Here is a 17,689-nt window from a genome sequence, read left to right as displayed (position 1 = left end):
CAAATGAGAGATCCATCCCGGCGCGTACGCCGGGAGAGGAAAGTGTGACGGGTTTCAAACTCTTAAGATTGTCCTTACGGACACTAGCGAAGCCACTCAGGAAGATCGTTCAGTCCCATCGCCTGACGGATGAGTTGTGGTTTTACGCCCGGGAGGGTATCGGCCAGTTTCAGACCGATATCGCGTAGCAGTTTTTTCGCCGGATTTTCGCCTGCAAACAGTTCACGGAACCCCTGCATTCCCGCCAGCATCAGCGCAGCACTGTGCTTGCGGCTACGCTCATAACGGCGCAGATAGAGGTACTGACCGATGTCTTTCCCCTGACGTTGTAGCCGCTTAAGTTCATCGATCAGCTCCGCCGCATCCATAAAACCAAGGTTAACCCCCTGACCCGCCAGCGGGTGGATGGTGTGCGCCGCATCCCCCACCAGGGCCATACGATGGGCGGCAAACTGGCGGGCATAGCGTCCCGTCAGCGGAAACGTCTGGCGTTCGCTTTCAAGCTGGCATAACCCCAGGCGATTATCAAAAGCGATATTCAGCGCCTGATTGAAATCCTCTGCGCTTGCCTGCTGCATACGTTCAGCATCCTGTGGCGAGAGTGACCAGACAATAGAGCACAGATGGGGGTCGCTAAGCGGCAAGAACGCCAGGATACCTTCGCCATGAAACGCCTGACGCGCAACCGCGCCATGGGCTTCTTGCGTACGGATCGTCGCCACCAGCGCATGATGACGGTAATCCCAGAACGTCAGCGGAATATCCGCTTTGTTGCGCAGCCACGAGTTTGCACCGTCAGCACCAATCACCAGACGGGCGGTCAGCATGGAACCATCTTTCAGCGTCAGGAACGCCTCGTTTTCTCCCCAGGCCACCTGCTGTAACTCAGCCGGTGCCATCAGCGCGATATCCGCTGAACGCCGCGCTTTTTGCCACAATGCGTAGTGAATCACCGCGTTTTCGACGATATGCCCCAAATGGCTGTAACCCATACTCTGGTCATCAAATTCAATGCGTCCAAAGCTGTCTTTATCCCAGACGTCCATGCCGTGGTAACAGCAAGCGCGACGGGCAACAATATCCGACCATACGCCAAGGCGGGTCAGCAGTTTTTCACTGGCCGCGTTAATTGCCGACACGCGAAGCTGAGGGGGTGCATCCGCCGCCAACGGCTGCGGAACATGTTGTTCTAACACAGCAACGCGTAATCCGCTGCCCTGTAGACCGCAGGCAACCGCCAGTCCCACCATGCCGCCACCAACAATTGCTACATCAACACTTTGCACTGTTTGCTCCTGAAAATAGGACAATCAAAAACCGTAGGCCGGATAAGGCAAAACCGCCATCCGTCATCCATTCCGCTACATTGCCTGATGGCGCTGTGCTTATCAGGCCTACTTCTTTAATTCGGCCTACAGGTCATATTTATCGCGCAACCCAACCCAGGGTCCGCTCCGCCAACGCATCGCGCGCGGGTGTGAATAATTCCATCGCCATCAGTCCGGCGTTACGCCCAACGACCAGCGGAGCCCAGCGATTGGCGAACAGATACACCAGACTGTTGGTGACACCAATCGTCGCCTCACGATCGCGCTGACGACGCTGTTGATAACGCGAAAGCACCGCATAATCGCCCACATCTTCGGCGTCATCCTGGGCCTGAGTCAGCGTTTCGGCAAGGCTCATAACATCACGAAGCCCAAGGTTAAAACCTTGTCCGGCAATCGGATGCAGCGTCTGCGCCGCATTACCTACCAGCACCGTACGATGGGTAATCGCTTTCAGCGCGGTTGTTAAAGACAGCGGGTAAGCACTGCGTTTGCCCGCTTGTGTAATGCGACCCAGTCGCCAGCCAAATGCGCGTTGCAGTTCGCGGCAAAACTGTTCATCTGACCAGGACATGATCTCTTCACGCTTCTCCAGCGGATGACACCACACCAGCGAGCATCGCCCCTCCGCCATTGGCAACATAGCCAGCGGACCATGCGGCGTGAAACGCTCATAGGCACGCCCGTCGTGAGGAACGGAAGTCGTGACGTTAGCAATGACGGCCAGTTGTTCATACGGCTGTTGCAGCCAGTCAACCCCACAGGCTGTCGCCAACGCAGAGCGCGTGCCGTCTGCTGCTACCAACAGATGCCCCGTAATCGTTTCGCCATTTTCCAGTGTAACATCAACACGTTCTTGCGTGCGCGACACGCTGGCGACACGAGCGGGACTGTGCAATGTGACACCCGGCGCTTTACGCAGCAGCGCAAAAAGACGTAGCCCCACATCGTGCAGTTCTACCACCTGACCGAGCGCTGAAATAGAGTATTCCTGCGCATCCAGCGTTACGAATCCGGCATGCCCACGGTCACTGACGTGTACCGTTTTGATTGCCGTTGCGCAATCGGCAATCGCCTGCCACACGCCAATTCGCGCCAGCTGTTGGCAGGTTCCTGCCGCCAGCGCAATTGCCCGGGCGTCAAATCCCGGGTGGCGATCGGTTTCAGGTTCGCTCGCTTCTATCAGATGAACCGGCAGCGTCCCATGGCTCAGCGCTGAAATGGCCAGCGCCAGCGTCGCGCCGACCATGCCGCCACCGACGATAATCACGCTCATTGCAGTCGCGCCGCAGCCATCAGGGCTTCAATGTCTTCCGCCTTCTTGACCACACCAGCGGTCAGGTTTTCGTTACCATCTTCGGTAATAAGGATGTCATCTTCAATACGAATGCCGATACCGCGGTAAGCAGGAGGGACATCAGCATCCGGAGCGATATACAACCCAGGCTCAACCGTGAGCACCATTCCCGGCTCCAGAATACGCGAACGATCCTGACCATAAACACCGACGTCATGAACATCCAGACCCAGCCAGTGGCTGAGACCATGCATAAAGAAAGGGCGGTGCGCATTATCGGTAATCAACTGATCGACTTCACCGTGCAGGATACCAAGCTTCACCAGGCCGGTAATCATGATGCGCACCACTTCGCCAGTCACCTCCTGAATGGAGGTCCCCGGGCGATACAAACGCAGGCTGGTCTCTAACGACTCCAGCACAATGTCGTAGACTTCACGCTGGGCTGGCGTAAATTTACCGTTAACCGGGAAGGTACGCGTGATATCGCCCGCGTAGCCTTTGTATTCGCATCCAGCGTCAATCAGCACCAGGTCGCCATCACGCATTTCACTTTCGTTTTCGGTGTAATGCAGGATACAGCCGTTTGCACCGCTGCCAACGATGGTGTTATAGGATGGGTAACGCGCACCATGACGGGTGAATTCGTGGTGAATCTCCCCTTCCAGGTGGTATTCAAACATCCCCGGGCGACATTTTTCCATCGCGCGGGTATGCGCCAGGGCGGTAATTTCCCCAGCCCGGCGCATAACAGCAATCTCTTCTGGCGATTTAAACAGGCGCATCTCATGCACCATCGGACGCCAGTCGATAATTGCTGCAGGCGCGTGCAGATTTTGCCGGGAACCTTTACGCAGCTTATCCAGCGCCGTACTGACTATCTCGTCGGCCCAGGCATATTCACCCTGCGCGTGATACACCGCGTCCAGGCCATTGAGCAACAGGTGCAGCTGTTGGTTGATTTCGCTGAAGGCCAGCGCCCGGTCAACGCCAAGTTTTGCCGGGGCAGCATCCTGGCCCAGACGGCGGCCAAACCAGATCTCTGCAGTCAGGTCGCGAACCCGGTTGAACAAAACGCTGTGGTTATGAGTGTCATCACTTTTAATCAGCACCAGCACGGCTTCAGGTTCGTTAAAACCGGTGAAGTACCAGAAATCACTGCTTTGGCGGTACGGATATTCACTGTCCGCGCTGCGTGTCGCTTCGGGTGCCGCGAAAATTAGCGCGGCGCTCCCGGGCTGCATTTGCGCCAATAATGCCTGGCGACGACGCTGGAATTCTTGCTGAGATATCTCGCTCATCACACTCTCCTTTGCGTTTCGTTCTTAGTGCAGAGTCGGTTTACGGACTTCCGGTGCGGTCGGTTGCTGACGCGTGAATGTGTCATGGCACAGCAACGCGGCAACACGCACGTATTCGATGATCTCTTCGAGCGACATTTCCAGCTCTTCCTGATCTTCGTCTTCGTCATAGCCCAACTGGGCGATATTACGCAGATCATCAATCGCTTCGCCGGTTTCACCGGTCACTTTGTCGAGCTTCGGTTGTGTCACACCGAGGCCCAGCAAAAAGTGGTTTACCCAGCCAGCCAACGCATCGGCGCGATCGAACACGCTAACGTCATCGCCTTCAGGCAGATAAAGCTGAAAAAGGAAGCCATCATCTTCCAGCGCATCGCTGGTGGCAGAGTGCATTTTCAGCAGAGCCTGAGCCAGCTCGTGACCGAAAGCCAGACCTTCGTTCGTCAGGTCGTGCAACAGCGGCTGCCATGAGCTGTCATTGTTGCCACCGCAAATCATCCCGCTGATCAAACCGTGCATTTCAGCGGGGGTCAATCCGGCCCCTTGTTGGTTCAAAAACTGGCTAACTTCGTTGTAACCAGGCATTTCGTTCTGTATAGACATAAGCATTCGTCATCAAAGGGAGGATATTCATGATATGCTACCACTTTGGACCCTGGTGGACCAGAAAAGGGCTTGTATCTTGATACCAGGGTAGCTATAGTGTCGCCCCTTCGCGGACCCACGGTCTGGAGACGAAGGCAGCGCAGTCAATCAGCAGGAAGGTGGCATGTCTGCACAACCCGTCGATATCCAAATATTTGGCCGTTCACTGCGAGTGAATTGCCCGCCTGAACAAAGGGATGCGTTGAATCAGGCTGCGGAAGATCTGAATCAGCGATTGCAAGATCTGAAAGTTCGCACTAGAGTCACAAATACTGAGCAGCTGGTTTTCATCGCCGCGTTGAACATCAGCTATGAATTAACTCAGGAAAAAGCGAAGACGCGTGATTACGCGGCGAGCATGGAACAACGTATTCGGATGCTACAACAGACCATCGAACAAGCGTTGCTTGATCAGGGTCGCATAACCGAAAAAACGGGCCAAAACTTTGAATAACACTTTTCGGTTTACTGTGGTAGAGTGACCGTGAAGACAAAATTTCTCTGAGATGTTTGCAAGCGGGCCAGTCCCCTGAGCCGATATTTCATACCACAAGAATGTGGCGCTCCACGGTTGGTGAGCATGCTCGGCCCGTCCGAGAAGCCTTAAAACTGTGACGACGCATTCACCTTGAACCAAGGGTTCAAGGGTTACAGCCTGCGGCGGCATCTCGGAGATTCCCTTCTACCTGGCAACAGCCATGACACTACTTTCTGAACTTCCTTTATCCCGACAAGAAATACGTCAACTTATTCGGCAACGCCGCCGTGCATTAACGCCTGATCAACAAAGAGATTTCGGCCAGCAAGCCGCGACCCGAATGCTCAGTTTTCCCCCTGTGGTGCTCGCTCATACCGTGGCGGTATTCCTCTCGTTCGATGGCGAACTCGATACCCAGCCGCTAGTAGATCAGCTGTGGCGAGCGGGCAAGCGCGTCTATCTCCCGGTTCTTCATCCCTTCAGCACCGGTAATTTATTGTTCCTGCACTATCATCCTCATAGCGAGCTGGTCACCAATCGCTTAAAAATCCAGGAGCCACGGCTTGATGTACGCGACGTATTGCCGCTGTCACAGCTGGATGTGCTGATTACGCCGTTAGTCGCGTTTGATGAGGGTGGGCAAAGACTGGGTATGGGCGGCGGTTTTTACGATCGGACGCTACAAAACTGGCAGCAGCATCAGATCCAACCCGTAGGCTACGCGCACGATTGTCAGCGAGTGGAAAAATTGCCTGTCGAAGAGTGGGATATCCCGCTGACTGCGGTGGTGACGCCATCCAAAATTTGGGAGTGGTAGCCGTTTTTTGCCGATTGACAGCGCCGTTTTTTTGACCTAAATTCCTCGGTGAAGGGTGAGGGAGGCGAACCTCCCTCCTGCGTACTCTCTGTTAATATGCTGGGCAAGCGATGATTAACAGGATTAGCAGCATGATGACGACTCTCATCATCGTCCCTTTCCTTTTTAGAGCCCCTGCTTCGGTAGGGGCTTTCCCGTTTCAGCGCGATGCTGAGCCCCTATCGTAAATTTCTTTTAGTGCTGTACAACACGCAGCACTGCCTTTAGTTGCCAATTGCGGCAAGGCTCGAAAACAGAATGTATGCGTTACAGGAAGAGAGGCTGAGGCAGGGAAAGCAAAGGAAAGATGGGCAGGTCAACCGCCTGCCCATATAGAGGAAGTCAGTACAGCAGACGAGCGCGAATGGTTCCCGGCAGGGCTTTCATCGCCAGCAGAGCTTTCTCCGCCACATCTTCATCCGCTTCAATATCGATAACCACGTAACCGACCTGCGCGGAAGTCTGCAGATACTGCGCGGCAATGTTGACGCCCTGCTCGGCAAAAATCTGGTTCAGCGCGGTCAGTACGCCTGGGCGGTTTTCGTGAATGTGCATCAGACGACGACCTCCGTGCAGCGGCAGCGAAACTTCCGGGAAGTTAACGGCAGACAGCGTAGAGCCATTGTCGGAATACTTCGTCAGTTTACCCGCCACTTCCAGGCCGATGTTTTCCTGCGCTTCCAGCGTGGAACCACCGATATGCGGCGTCAGGATCACGTTATCAAAATCACACAGCGGCGAGGTGAACGGATCGCTGTTAGATGCAGGCTCCGTTGGGAAGACATCGATGGCCGCTCCTGCCAGATGTTTCGTTGCCAGCGCATCACACAGCGCAGGGATATCGACAACCGTTCCGCGTGCAGCGTTGATCAGCAGTGCGCCTGGTTTCATCAGCGCAATCTCATGCGCGCCCATCAGATTTTTGGTGGAGGCGTTTTCCGGCACATGGAGGCTGACTACATCGCTCATATTCAGCAGGTCGGAAAGATGCTGTACCTGCGTGGCGTTGCCCAGCGGCAGTTTATTTTCAATATCATAGAAATAAACGTGCATCCCCAGCGATTCCGCCAGAATGCCCAGCTGAGTACCAATGTGGCCGTAGCCGATGATCCCCAGTTTTTTGCCACGCGCTTCAAAAGAGCCGGTAGCCAGTTTATTCCACACGCCGCGGTGCGCTTTGGCGTTCGCTTCCGGCACGCCGCGTAGCAGGAGTAGCAGTTCGCCAATCACCAGTTCGGCAACGGAACGCGTGTTAGAGAATGGCGCGTTAAACACGGGGATCCCGCGCTTTGCCGCCGCGCTCAGATCAACCTGATTGGTACCAATGCAGAAGCAGCCAATCGCGACCAGTTTCTCTGCGGCGTCAATCACATCTTCAGTCAGATGGGTTCGGGATCGCAGGCCAATGAAGTGGGCATCACGGATGGACTCTTTCAGCTGTTCAGTGTCCAGAGCGCCTTTATGAAACTCAATGTTGGTATAACCTGCTGCACGAAGGTTTTCGAGTGCTTTTTGGTGCACACCTTCAACCAGCAGAAATTTAATCTTATCTTTCTCCAGTGATACCTTTGCCATTTCCCGACCCTGTCTTTTTTTGTTCAAACTGATGTGTTGTGTGTGGGATTTTCATCCTCCTCTTCAACATATCAAAAAATAATATTGCGGCAATATGAACGTTTGCGTCGTCATGCTGAGGAAATGTCATTCAGCGGGAATTGTCAGAGGAAAATACTGGCGATAACTTTTTCTTTGGAGGGATCGGCAGGACAATATTATAAACGTGACACAAGTCACCAAATTTGCCCTGCCAAAATTTTTTTAACGGGAGAAGACTCTCCCGTCAGATCATTTCACGATAGTTTTCACGCCGTCCGGTGTGCCAATCAGCGCCACATCGGCACCACGATTGGCGAACAGACCCACGGTTACAACGCCCGGAATCGTATTGATGGCGTTTTCCATCGCCACGGCGTCAAGGATCTCCAGGCCGTGCACATCAAGGATCACGTTACCATTGTCAGTGACCACGCCCTGACGATATTCAGGACGACCGCCCAACTTCACCAGCTGACGTGCGACTGCGCTACGCGCCATTGGGATCACTTCCACCGGCAGCGGGAAGTTGCCAAGAATATCGACTTCTTTGGACGCGTCCGCGATGCAGATAAATTTCTTCGCCACGGAAGCAATGATTTTTTCACGCGTCAGCGCTGCGCCGCCGCCTTTGATCATCTGCATATGGCCGTTGATTTCATCCGCGCCATCAACGTATACGCCGAGGCTGTCCACTTCGTTAAGATCGAATACGTGGATACCAAGGCTTTTCAGTTTTTCAGTCGAGGCGTCCGAGCTGGACACTGCGCCTTCAATCTGACCTTTCATTGTGCCCAGCGCATCAATAAAGTGTGCGGCTGTTGAACCGGTACCTACGCCCACAATGGTGCCGGGCTGTACATACTGAAGTGCCGCCCATCCTACTGCTTTTTTCAGTTCATCCTGCGTCATGATCGTTTCGCCTGTGGTGTGAATATGGTGGGAAAATTCACGCGCATTATAGAACATTGTGCAGAAAAATGTTCCCACACCCGCAAGCTGGCGGCGGATTTCGTCTTTACCCAACCTAAAATTGTGTCATAGTGCAGAACAAGCAAAAATTTCAGGAGTGCGTCAAAGCAATGAAACGTCCGGACTACAGAACACTACAAGCACTGGATGCGGTTATTCGTGAACGAGGATTTGAGCGCGCGGCGCAAAAGCTGTGCATCACGCAATCCGCGGTTTCACAGCGCATAAAACAGCTTGAGAATATGTTCGGACAACCGTTGCTGGTGCGTACCGTCCCCCCGCGCCCTACCGAACAAGGACAAAAGCTTCTGGCCCTGTTGCGCCAGGTTGAACTGCTGGAAGATGAGTGGCTGGGTGATGAACAAACCGGGTCCACGCCGCTGCTGCTCTCGCTGGCGGTGAACGCCGACAGCCTGGCAACCTGGTTGCTTCCGGCGCTGGCGCCGGTACTGGCCAATTCACCGATTCGTCTGAACCTGCAGGTTGAAGATGAAACCCGGACCCAGGAACGTCTGCGCCGAGGTGAAGTAGTGGGTGCAGTGAGTATTCAGCATCAGGCGCTGCCAAGCTGCCTGGTGGATAAGCTCGGCGCGCTCGATTATCTTTTTGTTGGCTCCAAAGCGTTTGCCGAACGCTACTTCCCAAATGGTGTTACCCGCTCCGCCCTGCTGAAAGCACCAGCGGTGGCTTTTGACCACCTCGACGATATGCATCAGGCCTTCCTGCAGCAGAACTTCGATTTGCCGCCGGGCAGCGTACCGTGCCACATCGTTAACTCGTCTGAAGCCTTCGTCCAGTTGGCGCGTCAGGGCACCACCTGCTGCATGATCCCACACTTACAGATTGAGAAAGAACTGGCAAGCGGCGAGCTTATCGACTTAACGCCGGGCCTGTTCCAGCGCCGGATGCTCTACTGGCATCGCTTTGCGCCGGAAAGCCGCATGATGCGCAACGTCACCGACGCTCTGCTGGCTTACGGTCACAACGTGCTGCGCCAGGATTAAACTGTTTATAGCCTCTGAGTGCCGGATGGCGGTGTAACGCCTTATCCGGCCTCCCCTCCTCTTACCGCTTTTTCATGTTATTCATGCCACGTCTTTGAAAGACATCACAAAATCGAACACACCATGCGGCAAAAAACGACGCCCTGTTGGCTATTTTTTGCTGGCGACAAGCTGACGGGAAAAGCTCACCGTATTCGTAAAGATTCAACTTATTGCGTAATACGGAGCAAAAAATGGCAAACGTACAGGAGTGGCAGACACTCGCCAATAAAGAACTCAGTCGCCGGGAAAAAACCGTCGAATCTCTGGAAAGACAGACGGCGGAAGGGATTGCCATCAAGCCGCTGTATACCGAGGCTGATCTCGATAATCTGGAAGTAACCGGTACTCTCCCCGGCCTGCCGCCGTATGTGCGCGGTCCGCGCGCCACCATGTATACCGCGCAGCCGTGGACCATTCGCCAGTACGCCGGTTTCTCAACTGCTAAAGAGTCGAATGCGTTTTATCGCCGCAACCTCGCTGCCGGACAAAAAGGGCTCTCCGTCGCGTTTGATCTTGCCACCCACCGTGGCTATGACTCTGATAACCCTCGTGTGGCGGGTGACGTCGGCAAAGCGGGCGTGGCGATCGATACCGTCGAAGATATGAAGGTACTGTTCGACCAGATCCCGCTGGATAAGATGTCGGTATCAATGACCATGAACGGCGCAGTGCTGCCGGTACTGGCGTTTTATATCGTCGCTGCAGAAGAACAAGGCGTAACGCCGGAACAGCTCACCGGGACCATTCAGAACGATATTCTGAAAGAATACCTGTGTCGCAACACCTACATTTATCCGCCAAAACCTTCGATGCGCATTATCGCCGACATCATCGCCTGGTGTTCTGGCAACATGCCGCGCTTTAACACCATCAGTATCAGCGGCTACCACATGGGCGAAGCTGGCGCGAACTGCGTGCAGCAGGTGGCATTTACGCTGGCTGACGGTATTGAGTACATCAAAGCTGCACTCTCTGCAGGATTGAAAATTGATGACTTTGCCCCGCGCCTGTCGTTCTTCTTCGGCATCGGCATGGATCTGTTCATGAACGTCGCCATGTTGCGCGCAGCGCGTTATTTGTGGAGCGAAGCGGTCAGCAGTTTTGGCGCGACCAACCCAAAATCTCTCGCTCTGCGAACCCACTGTCAGACATCCGGCTGGAGCCTGACCGAGCAGGACCCGTACAACAACGTCATTCGCACCACCATCGAAGCACTCGGTGCCACACTCGGCGGTACGCAGTCTTTGCATACCAACGCCTTTGATGAAGCGCTCGGTCTGCCCACTGATTTCTCCGCGCGCATTGCGCGCAATACGCAGATCATTATTCAGGAAGAATCGGAGATCTGCCGCACCGTCGATCCGCTGGCCGGATCGTATTACGTCGAGTCGCTCACCGATCACATTGTTAAACAGGCACGCACGATCATCAAACAGATCGATGAAGTCGGCGGCATGGCGAAAGCGATCGAAGCCGGGTTGCCGAAACGGATGATCGAAGAAGCCTCGGCACGTGAACAATCGCTGATCGACCAGGGCAAGCGCGTCATCGTTGGCGTGAACAAGTACAAGCTGGATAAAGAAGACGAGACGTCGGTTCTGGAGATCGACAACGTGAAGGTGCGTAACGAGCAGATTGCTTCGTTGCAGCATATCCGCGCTACGCGTGACAATGATGCCGTCCAAACTGCACTGTCAGCGCTGACCCACGCCGCACAGCACAATGAAAACCTGTTGGCCGCGGCGATTAATGCCGCCCGCGTTCGCGCCACGCTGGGTGAAATTTCCGACGCGCTGGAGGTTGCCTTTGACCGCTATCTGGTTCCCAGCCAGTGCGTTACCGGCGTGATTGCGCAAAGCTATCACCAGTCTGATAAATCCGCCGATGAGTTTGACGCTATCGTTGCGCAAACAGAACAATTCCTGGCTGAGAATGGTCGTCGCCCCCGTATTCTGATCGCCAAGATGGGTCAGGACGGCCACGATCGCGGCGCAAAAGTGATCGCCAGCGCCTACTCCGACCTCGGATTCGATGTTGATCTCAGCCCGATGTTCTCCACACCGGAAGAGATTGCCCGCCTGGCCGTAGAAAACGATGTACATGTGATTGGCGCATCATCACTGGCAGCAGGTCATAAAACGCTAATCCCGGAACTGGTCACCGCGCTCAAAAACTGGGGGCGCGAAGATATTTGCGTGGTCGCGGGAGGGGTTATCCCGCCGCAGGATTACGCCTTCCTGCACGAACGTGGCGTCGCTGCCATTTATGGCCCAGGTACGCCGATGCTCGACAGCGTCCGCGATGTGTTAACCCGCATTAGTCAACATCATGATTAACGCCGCCACGTTTGAGGATACCGTCCGGCGCCTGCGCCTGGGTGAGCGCGCCACGCTCGCGCAGGCGATGACGCTGGTCGAAAGTAGCCACCCGCGCCACCAGTCCCTGAGCACGCAATTACTGGACGCCATTATGCCGTTCACCGGTCATGCCTTACGTCTGGGTATTACCGGTACGCCGGGTGCAGGCAAAAGCACCTTTCTGGAAGCGTTCGGTATGCTGTTGATCCGCCACGGATTGCGGGTAGCAGTTATTGCAGTCGATCCCAGCAGCCCGGTTAGCGGCGGCAGTATTCTGGGTGATAAAACCAGGATGAACGAGCTGGCACGCGCAGAATCTGCGTTTATTCGCCCGGTGCCTTCCGGCGGGCATTTAGGCGGAGCCAGCCAGCGTGCGCGTGAGTTAATGCTGCTGTGCGAAGCGGCGGGCTTTGACGTGGTGATTGTGGAAACCGTCGGCGTCGGGCAGTCCGAAACCGAAGTGGCCCGAATGGTAGATTGCTTTATCTCGTTGCAGATAGCCGGTGGCGGTGACGATCTACAGGGCATCAAGAAAGGGATGATGGAGATGGCTGACCTGATCGTTGTCAACAAAGATGACGGTGATAACCGCAGCAACGTCGCCATTACCCGCCACATGTATCAATCCGCCCTGCACATTCTGCGCCGCAAGTATGACGAGTGGCAGCCGCAGGTTCTGACCTGTAGTGCGCTGGAAAAGCGTGGCATCGAGGAAATCTGGCAGACGATAACCGACTTCATAACGCGTCTTACCACCAGCGGTCGGCTGGAAAAAGTGCGCCAACAACAGGCGGTTGAGTGGATACAGAAACAGGCTGAAGAAGAAGCGCTGCATCTGCTGTTTGCCTGTACGGATTTCGACCGCTATTTCCAGCAAACGCTACAGTCCGTGAAAAACAATGATCTTTCGCCGCGCACCGGGCTGCGGCACATCAGCGAATTTATCCAGCATCATTACTTTGAATAAAGAGAATATTATGTCTTATCAATACGTCAACGTTGTCATCATCCAGAAAGTCGCGGTCATTGAATTCAACTATGCCCGCAAGCTCAATGCCCTGAGTAAAGTATTTATCGACGATCTGATACAGGCGCTGAGCGATCTCAATCGCCCGGAAATTCGCTGCATTATTCTACGCGCACCAAGCGGGGCAAAAGTGTTCTCTGCCGGGCATGACATTCATGAACTCCCAACCGGACGTCGCGATCCCCTCTCCTATGACGATCCGCTGCGTCAGATAACCCGCATGATCCAAAAATATCCGAAGCCCGTGATCTCCATGGTTGAAGGCAGCGTCTGGGGAGGGGCATTTGAAATGATCATGAGCTCCGATCTGATTATCTCCGCTGAAACGTCCACCTTTTCGATGACGCCAGTCAATCTTGGTGTGCCCTATAACCTGGTGGGCATCCACAACCTGACCCGTGACGCTGGCTTTCATATCGTGAAAGAGCTGATTTTTACCGCCTCGCCCATTACAGCACAACGTGCCATGGCCGTTGGGATACTTAACCATGTCGTCCCTGTCGACGAACTAGAAGATTTCACCTTGCAAATGGCGCACCACATCTCAGAAAAAGCGCCGCTGGCGATCGCCGTTATCAAAGAAGAGCTGCGCGTACTGGGTGAAGCACACACTATGAATTCCGACGAGTTCGAACGTATCCAGGGTATGCGTCGCGCGGTGTACGACAGCGAGGACTATCAGGAAGGGATGAATGCGTTTATGGAAAAACGTAAACCGAATTTTATCGGCCACTAATTGCGGTCAGAGAAAGGAGAGAGCCATGAAACGGATGAGCGCTGAAGAAGCGGCAGAAATTATCCAACACGATGATATGGTGGCATTTAGTGGATTCACACCAGCAGGCTCACCAAAAGCATTGCCGACAGCGCTTGCCCGACGCGCCTGCGAACAGCATCGGGCCGGGCAGCCCTTTCAGATCCGCCTGCTGACCGGAGCATCAATTGGCGCCGCCGCTGATGATGTACTATCCGCGGCGGATGCCGTTTCCTGGCGTGCGCCTTATCAAACATCACCGGGCCTGCGCGAGAAAATTAATCAGGGCCAGGTGAGGTTTGTCGATCTCCATTTGAGCGAAGTGGCGCAAATGGTTAATTACGGCTTTTTTGGTGAGATCGATGTTGCCGTCATTGAAGCCTCCGCCATCGCGCCAGATGGCCGGATTTGGCTTTCCAGCGGTATTGGCAATGCACCAACCTGGCTGCTGCGGGCAAAAAAAGTGGTAATCGAACTGAACCACTATCATAACCCGCGTGTGGCAGAGCTTGCCGACATTGTTATTCCAGGCGCACCACCACGGCGGAACAGCGTACCCATCTTTCATACCATGGATCGTGTAGGGACACAGTGCGTGCAGGTAGACCCGAAAAAGGTCGTTGCGATAGTGGATACCGAGCTGCCAGATGCCGGTGATGCGTCAGATAAAACCAATCCGGTCAGCCAGCAAATTGCCGATAACGTAGTCACTTTCCTGCTGGCAGAAATGGCGCACAAACGTATTCCACCTGAGTTTTTGCCCCTGCAGAGCGGCGTGGGCAATATCAATAACGCAGTGATGGCGCGACTGGGGGAAAACCCGGATATTCCGCCCTTTATGATGTATTCGGAGGTGCTGCAGGAATCAGTGGTGCATCTGCTGGAAACAGGGAAAGTAACCGGCGCCAGCGCCTCCAGCCTGACCATTTCCGCCCCATCGCTGCAAAAGATCTACAACAACATGGATTTCTTCAGCAGCCGGATTGTGTTGCGCCCGCAGGAGATCTCCAACAATCCGGAGATTATCCGTCGTCTGGGGGTGATTGCGCTTAATGTCGGCCTGGAGTTTGATATTTATGGCCATGCTAACTCCACGCATGTCGCGGGGGTCAATCTGATGAACGGTATTGGCGGTAGCGGCGATTTCGAACGTAACGCCTATCTGTCGATTTTTATGGCCCCGTCGATCGCCAAAGGCGGGAAAATATCCACTATTGTGCCGATGTGCAGCCATGTCGATCACAGCGAGCATAGCGTGAAAGTGATCGTCACTGAACAGGGCATTGCCGATCTGCGCGGGCTATCTCCTCTGCAACGGGCACATACCATCATCGACAACTGTGCTCATCCGCTGTACCGGGACTACCTGCACCACTATCTGGAAAAGGCGCCCGGTGGGCATATTCATCACGATCTCAGTCATGCCTTCGATCTGCATCGCAACCTTCTCGAGACCGGTTCCATGCTGGGTTAAGTTGCCGTACCGTCACGATCCTCAGCAATATGCTGCAGCATGGTGGCGGTGTAGCGATGATTTTTCAGCGAATACAGAAACTCCTGCATGTACATTGGACTGCCGGGGGCATCGAAATATTTCAACGTTGAAGGATTCACCAGTCGCCAGGCAAAATGCGGGATGACCGTCAGAAACTGGCCCCGCTCCACGGCGCTGATCTTGGCCATAAAGCTGTACGGGCGATAGATAATCGTCGGATTGATCCCACAGGGACGCATGTAAGCATCCAGCATCGCCTCAAAGTTGGCGCGATTCTGGAAGCGCATCTGCAACCAGGGCAGCTCACGCAGCAAATCCTGTGGCTGTTTTTCTTCGTAACGCCGGGATACCAGAAACCCCAGGCGTAACGGCGGTAATTCACTTACTGCCAGATTATCCAGCTCCTGCACCCGGGGAGACACACGCTGCGGCGAGATAATAAAATCAAGCTGTCGGTCGAACAGATTATCAATCACCCCATTTTCACTGAACTCGACGGCCTGGGCGCTGATACCATCGTACTTATCGCCAAGGCTAATCAGCTGGTCAAAAATAATGGTTGGATAGGTATTGTCGATGCCGATGACGATTTCCCGCGAGCGACGAGAGGCATTATGGATTTCGTTATCAATAGCAGATAGCCGCTGATAGACGGGAAATAATTTCTGATACAGCTCCTGACCGGCTTTGTTCAGACTGATGTTGTTATCTTTACGGGTAAACAGCGTATAGCCGATTTGATCTTCCAGTGCAGCAATGCTTTTGCCAAACGGCGATGCGGTCATGTGTATTTTTTCTGCCGCTCTGGCGATGTTATTCGTTTGCGCCAGCAGAATGAAATTACGCATCTTTTTCGAGATAAAAATATCCATAGTCACCTCATAAAATCACTACGGCATATCCTCATCAAGACAAAAAAAAGACTCGCGATGCGGTCGCATTTTTACAGTTGTTCACAGAAAAAACCCGGCGGATAAGCCGGGTCTGAAAAGATTACTGCGTTTTGGCAGGCGCTGCTGCTGGCTGACCCGCCGCGGGTTCGATCTGGAAGACCACATCAACCTGATCGTCAAACTGAATGACCGGCTGTTCGTAGGTTTCCTGAGCAGATGCAGCAGGTGCCGCGTCTGCCTTCATCATCCGTACCATCGGGCTCGGCTGATAATTGGAAACGTGGTAGCGCACACTGTACACCGGGCCAAGTTTGCTATTAAAGCCCGCAGCCAGCTGCTCAGCCTGATGAATGGCATCATCAATTGCGGCTTTACGCGCCTTGTCTTTGTAGGCATCTGGCTGAGCCACACCCAGCGATACCGAGCGGATCTCATTCAGACCCGCTTTCAGCGCGCCATCCAGCAGGGCGTTCAGCTTATCCAACTGACGCAGCGTAACCTCAACAGTACGTACCGCACGGTAGCCTTTCAGTACGCTTTTACCATTCTGGTAGTCGTAGTCCGGCTGTGTACGCAGATTGGCGGAGCTAATATCTTTCTTCGCTATCTGGTTTTGCTCAAGGAAGGAAAGATACTGCGCCACACGCTCGTCGGCTTGCTTTTTCGCAGATGCTGCATCCTTCGCCGCTACGTTCACTTCAATTGCCAGAGTGGCAATATCAGGTGTCGCATCGACGCTTGCCGTTCCGGAAGTCACGATGTGTGGTCCATTGGGCAATTCGTTTGCCTGTACCGATAGTGCGCTGAATCCGACTAATGCCGCCAGGGCGATGACTTTGAACTTCACTGTCGTTCCTCCATGTTACATATACCCCTAAACTCAGGGCGCATGCAGGCAAGCTTAGCCGATCTCGCCGCATTGTCCATCAGACAACACTTAGTTGAACAGCGCATGAACGTGCGCAACACCTTCTTTTGCCAGCTGAAAAGCGATAAACCACATCACTAATCCCACCAGCGTATTGATAATGCGCTGGGCTTTAGCAGTACGCAGACGCGGGGCCAGCCAGGCTGCCAGCAGTGCCAGACCAAAGAACCACAGGAACGATGCGCTGACGGTTCCCAGTGCAAACCAGCGCTTAGGTTCCACGTCCAGTTGGCCGCCGAGGCTGCCCAGGACCACAAAAGTATCCAAATAGACATGTGGGTTTAGCCAGGTCACCGCCAGCATGGTGGCGATGATTTTCCAGCGGCCCTGCTTCATCACCTCGGCACTAGCCAGCTCCAGGTTACTGCTCATCGCCGTTTTTAACGCTCCAAAGCCATACCAGAGCAAAAACGCCACCCCGCCCCAGGTCACCAGCGCCATCAACCACGGCGACTGCATCAACAAGGCACTCCCCCCAAAGATACCGGCACAGATCAGCACTAAGTCGCTGATAGCGCAAAGTAAGGCAATCATGATGTGATACTGGCGACGAATACCCTGATTCATCACAAAAGCGTTCTGCGGTCCAAGTGGAAGGATCATGGCTGCGCCAAGCGCAAGACCTTGAAAATAATAAGATATCACGTTATTTATCCCGAACTATTTCTCTTAAGCGCAGACTATAGCGCGGGAAAATCATTAGCGGAAATTGATAATAT

At 54.1% G+C, this 17,689-nt stretch carries 16 protein-coding genes and 1 other RNA gene; 8 read left to right on the top strand and 9 right to left on the bottom strand.

Features of this window, described 5'->3' with window-relative positions; genetic code table 11:
• Nucleotides 1-83: 83 nt before the first annotated feature.
• From ubiI to RYZ59_RS14285, 4 genes are all read right to left on the bottom strand, one after another.
• Entirely contained in the window at nucleotides 84-1,286 is a 1,203-nt protein-coding gene (ubiI, locus tag RYZ59_RS14300; protein WP_318048572.1) for an FAD-dependent 2-octaprenylphenol hydroxylase, read from the bottom strand.
• Nucleotides 1,287-1,425: 139 nt separating this feature from the next.
• Nucleotides 1,426-2,604, bottom strand: coding sequence for a 2-octaprenyl-6-methoxyphenyl hydroxylase (ubiH, locus tag RYZ59_RS14295; RefSeq protein ID WP_318048574.1), 1,179 nt, complete (start codon nucleotides 2,602-2,604; stop codon nucleotides 1,426-1,428).
• The gene (gene pepP, locus RYZ59_RS14290) at nucleotides 2,601-3,926 is read right to left on the bottom strand and encodes a Xaa-Pro aminopeptidase (protein WP_318048575.1); all 1,326 of its coding nucleotides are present in this window, start codon (nucleotides 3,924-3,926) and stop codon (nucleotides 2,601-2,603) included. Before pepP ends, ubiH begins: the two co-directional genes overlap by 4 nt.
• 24 nt (nucleotides 3,927-3,950) lie before the next feature.
• Nucleotides 3,951-4,529: a YecA family protein gene (locus tag RYZ59_RS14285; RefSeq protein ID WP_003026978.1), complete on the bottom strand. Its 579-nt coding sequence runs from the start codon at nucleotides 4,527-4,529 to the stop codon at nucleotides 3,951-3,953.
• A gap of 166 nt (nucleotides 4,530-4,695) precedes the next feature.
• On the opposite strand from RYZ59_RS14285, the gene zapA reads away from it, so the two are divergent.
• From zapA to RYZ59_RS14270, 3 genes are all read left to right on the top strand, one after another.
• Nucleotides 4,696-5,025 carry a cell division protein ZapA gene (gene zapA / locus RYZ59_RS14280; RefSeq protein WP_318048576.1) on the top strand — a complete coding sequence of 110 codons (330 nt, stop codon included), beginning with the start codon at nucleotides 4,696-4,698 and terminating at the stop codon, nucleotides 5,023-5,025.
• Between the two features lie 41 nt (nucleotides 5,026-5,066).
• Nucleotides 5,067-5,250, top strand: a non-coding RNA gene (ssrS, locus tag RYZ59_RS14275) — 6S RNA.
• Between the two features lie 19 nt (nucleotides 5,251-5,269).
• A complete protein-coding gene (locus RYZ59_RS14270) occupies nucleotides 5,270-5,866 on the top strand; it encodes a 5-formyltetrahydrofolate cyclo-ligase (protein ID WP_318048577.1) in 597 nt (198 codons plus the stop codon).
• A gap of 381 nt (nucleotides 5,867-6,247) precedes the next feature.
• Here the strand turns inward: RYZ59_RS14270 and serA are convergent, their stop codons facing one another.
• The gene (serA, locus tag RYZ59_RS14265; protein WP_137382644.1) at nucleotides 6,248-7,480 is read right to left on the bottom strand and encodes a phosphoglycerate dehydrogenase; all 1,233 of its coding nucleotides are present in this window, start codon (nucleotides 7,478-7,480) and stop codon (nucleotides 6,248-6,250) included.
• Between the two features lie 270 nt (nucleotides 7,481-7,750).
• Complete coding sequence (rpiA, locus tag RYZ59_RS14260; protein ID WP_318048578.1) at nucleotides 7,751-8,410, bottom strand: ribose-5-phosphate isomerase RpiA; 660 nt, start codon at nucleotides 8,408-8,410, stop codon at nucleotides 7,751-7,753.
• A 170-nt stretch (nucleotides 8,411-8,580) separates the two neighbouring features.
• Here rpiA and argP point away from each other — a divergent pair, with 170 nt between their 5' ends.
• The 5 genes from argP (at nucleotide 8,581) to RYZ59_RS14235 (ending at nucleotide 15,128) form a co-directional block, all read left to right on the top strand.
• Nucleotides 8,581-9,474, top strand: coding sequence for a DNA-binding transcriptional regulator ArgP (gene argP, locus RYZ59_RS14255; RefSeq protein WP_137382643.1), 894 nt, complete (start codon nucleotides 8,581-8,583; stop codon nucleotides 9,472-9,474).
• Between the two features lie 233 nt (nucleotides 9,475-9,707).
• Entirely contained in the window at nucleotides 9,708-11,852 is a 2,145-nt protein-coding gene (scpA, locus tag RYZ59_RS14250) for a methylmalonyl-CoA mutase (protein WP_318048580.1), read from the top strand.
• Entirely contained in the window at nucleotides 11,845-12,840 is a 996-nt protein-coding gene (meaB, locus tag RYZ59_RS14245) for a methylmalonyl Co-A mutase-associated GTPase MeaB (protein WP_318048581.1), read from the top strand. The genes scpA and meaB overlap by 8 nt, the downstream gene beginning before the upstream one ends.
• Before the next feature lie 10 nt (nucleotides 12,841-12,850).
• On the top strand, nucleotides 12,851-13,636 hold the full coding sequence (gene scpB / locus RYZ59_RS14240; protein WP_202037811.1) for a methylmalonyl-CoA decarboxylase: 786 nt from the start codon (nucleotides 12,851-12,853) through the stop codon (nucleotides 13,634-13,636).
• 25 nt (nucleotides 13,637-13,661) lie between these two features.
• Nucleotides 13,662-15,128 (top strand): acetyl-CoA hydrolase/transferase family protein, encoded by a 1,467-nt coding sequence (locus RYZ59_RS14235; RefSeq protein ID WP_318048582.1) that lies wholly within the window; start codon nucleotides 13,662-13,664, stop codon nucleotides 15,126-15,128.
• Here the strand turns inward: RYZ59_RS14235 and srsR are convergent.
• The 3 genes from srsR to argO form a co-directional block, all read right to left on the bottom strand.
• The gene (gene srsR, locus RYZ59_RS14230; protein ID WP_202037809.1) at nucleotides 15,125-16,021 is read right to left on the bottom strand and encodes a LysR family transcriptional regulator SrsR; all 897 of its coding nucleotides are present in this window, start codon (nucleotides 16,019-16,021) and stop codon (nucleotides 15,125-15,127) included. The genes RYZ59_RS14235 and srsR overlap by 4 nt on opposite strands.
• A 121-nt stretch (nucleotides 16,022-16,142) precedes the next feature.
• On the bottom strand, nucleotides 16,143-16,889 hold the full coding sequence (locus RYZ59_RS14225; RefSeq protein ID WP_137382637.1) for an oxidative stress defense protein: 747 nt from the start codon (nucleotides 16,887-16,889) through the stop codon (nucleotides 16,143-16,145).
• A gap of 90 nt (nucleotides 16,890-16,979) precedes the next feature.
• Nucleotides 16,980-17,615: an arginine exporter ArgO gene (argO, locus tag RYZ59_RS14220; RefSeq protein ID WP_032940461.1), complete on the bottom strand. Its 636-nt coding sequence runs from the start codon at nucleotides 17,613-17,615 to the stop codon at nucleotides 16,980-16,982.
• Between the last annotated feature and the right edge of the window lie 74 nt (nucleotides 17,616-17,689).

Origin of the sequence: Citrobacter sp. HN-141 (assembly GCF_033341895.1) — a bacterium.
GTDB lineage: Bacteria > Pseudomonadota > Gammaproteobacteria > Enterobacterales > Enterobacteriaceae > Citrobacter.
This window is presented reverse-complemented; position numbering and strand designations above follow the sequence as displayed.

Coding starts and splice junctions, on each gene's coding strand:
- zapA (WP_318048576.1), top strand. CDS start 4,696: ATGTCTGCACAACCCGTCGATATCCAAATATTTGGCCGTTCACTGCGA.
- ubiH (WP_318048574.1), bottom strand. CDS start 2,604: ATGAGCGTGATTATCGTCGGTGGCGGCATGGTCGGCGCGACGCTGGCG.
- scpB (WP_202037811.1), top strand. CDS start 12,851: ATGTCTTATCAATACGTCAACGTTGTCATCATCCAGAAAGTCGCGGTC.
- rpiA (WP_318048578.1), bottom strand. CDS start 8,410: ATGACGCAGGATGAACTGAAAAAAGCAGTAGGATGGGCGGCACTTCAG.
- scpA (WP_318048580.1), top strand. CDS start 9,708: ATGGCAAACGTACAGGAGTGGCAGACACTCGCCAATAAAGAACTCAGT.
- argP (WP_137382643.1), top strand. CDS start 8,581: ATGAAACGTCCGGACTACAGAACACTACAAGCACTGGATGCGGTTATT.
- pepP (WP_318048575.1), bottom strand. CDS start 3,926: ATGAGCGAGATATCTCAGCAAGAATTCCAGCGTCGTCGCCAGGCATTA.
- serA (WP_137382644.1), bottom strand. CDS start 7,480: ATGGCAAAGGTATCACTGGAGAAAGATAAGATTAAATTTCTGCTGGTT.
- RYZ59_RS14285 (WP_003026978.1), bottom strand. CDS start 4,529: ATGTCTATACAGAACGAAATGCCTGGTTACAACGAAGTTAGCCAGTTT.
- RYZ59_RS14235 (WP_318048582.1), top strand. CDS start 13,662: ATGAAACGGATGAGCGCTGAAGAAGCGGCAGAAATTATCCAACACGAT.
- meaB (WP_318048581.1), top strand. CDS start 11,845: ATGATTAACGCCGCCACGTTTGAGGATACCGTCCGGCGCCTGCGCCTG.
- RYZ59_RS14270 (WP_318048577.1), top strand. CDS start 5,270: ATGACACTACTTTCTGAACTTCCTTTATCCCGACAAGAAATACGTCAA.
- srsR (WP_202037809.1), bottom strand. CDS start 16,021: ATGGATATTTTTATCTCGAAAAAGATGCGTAATTTCATTCTGCTGGCG.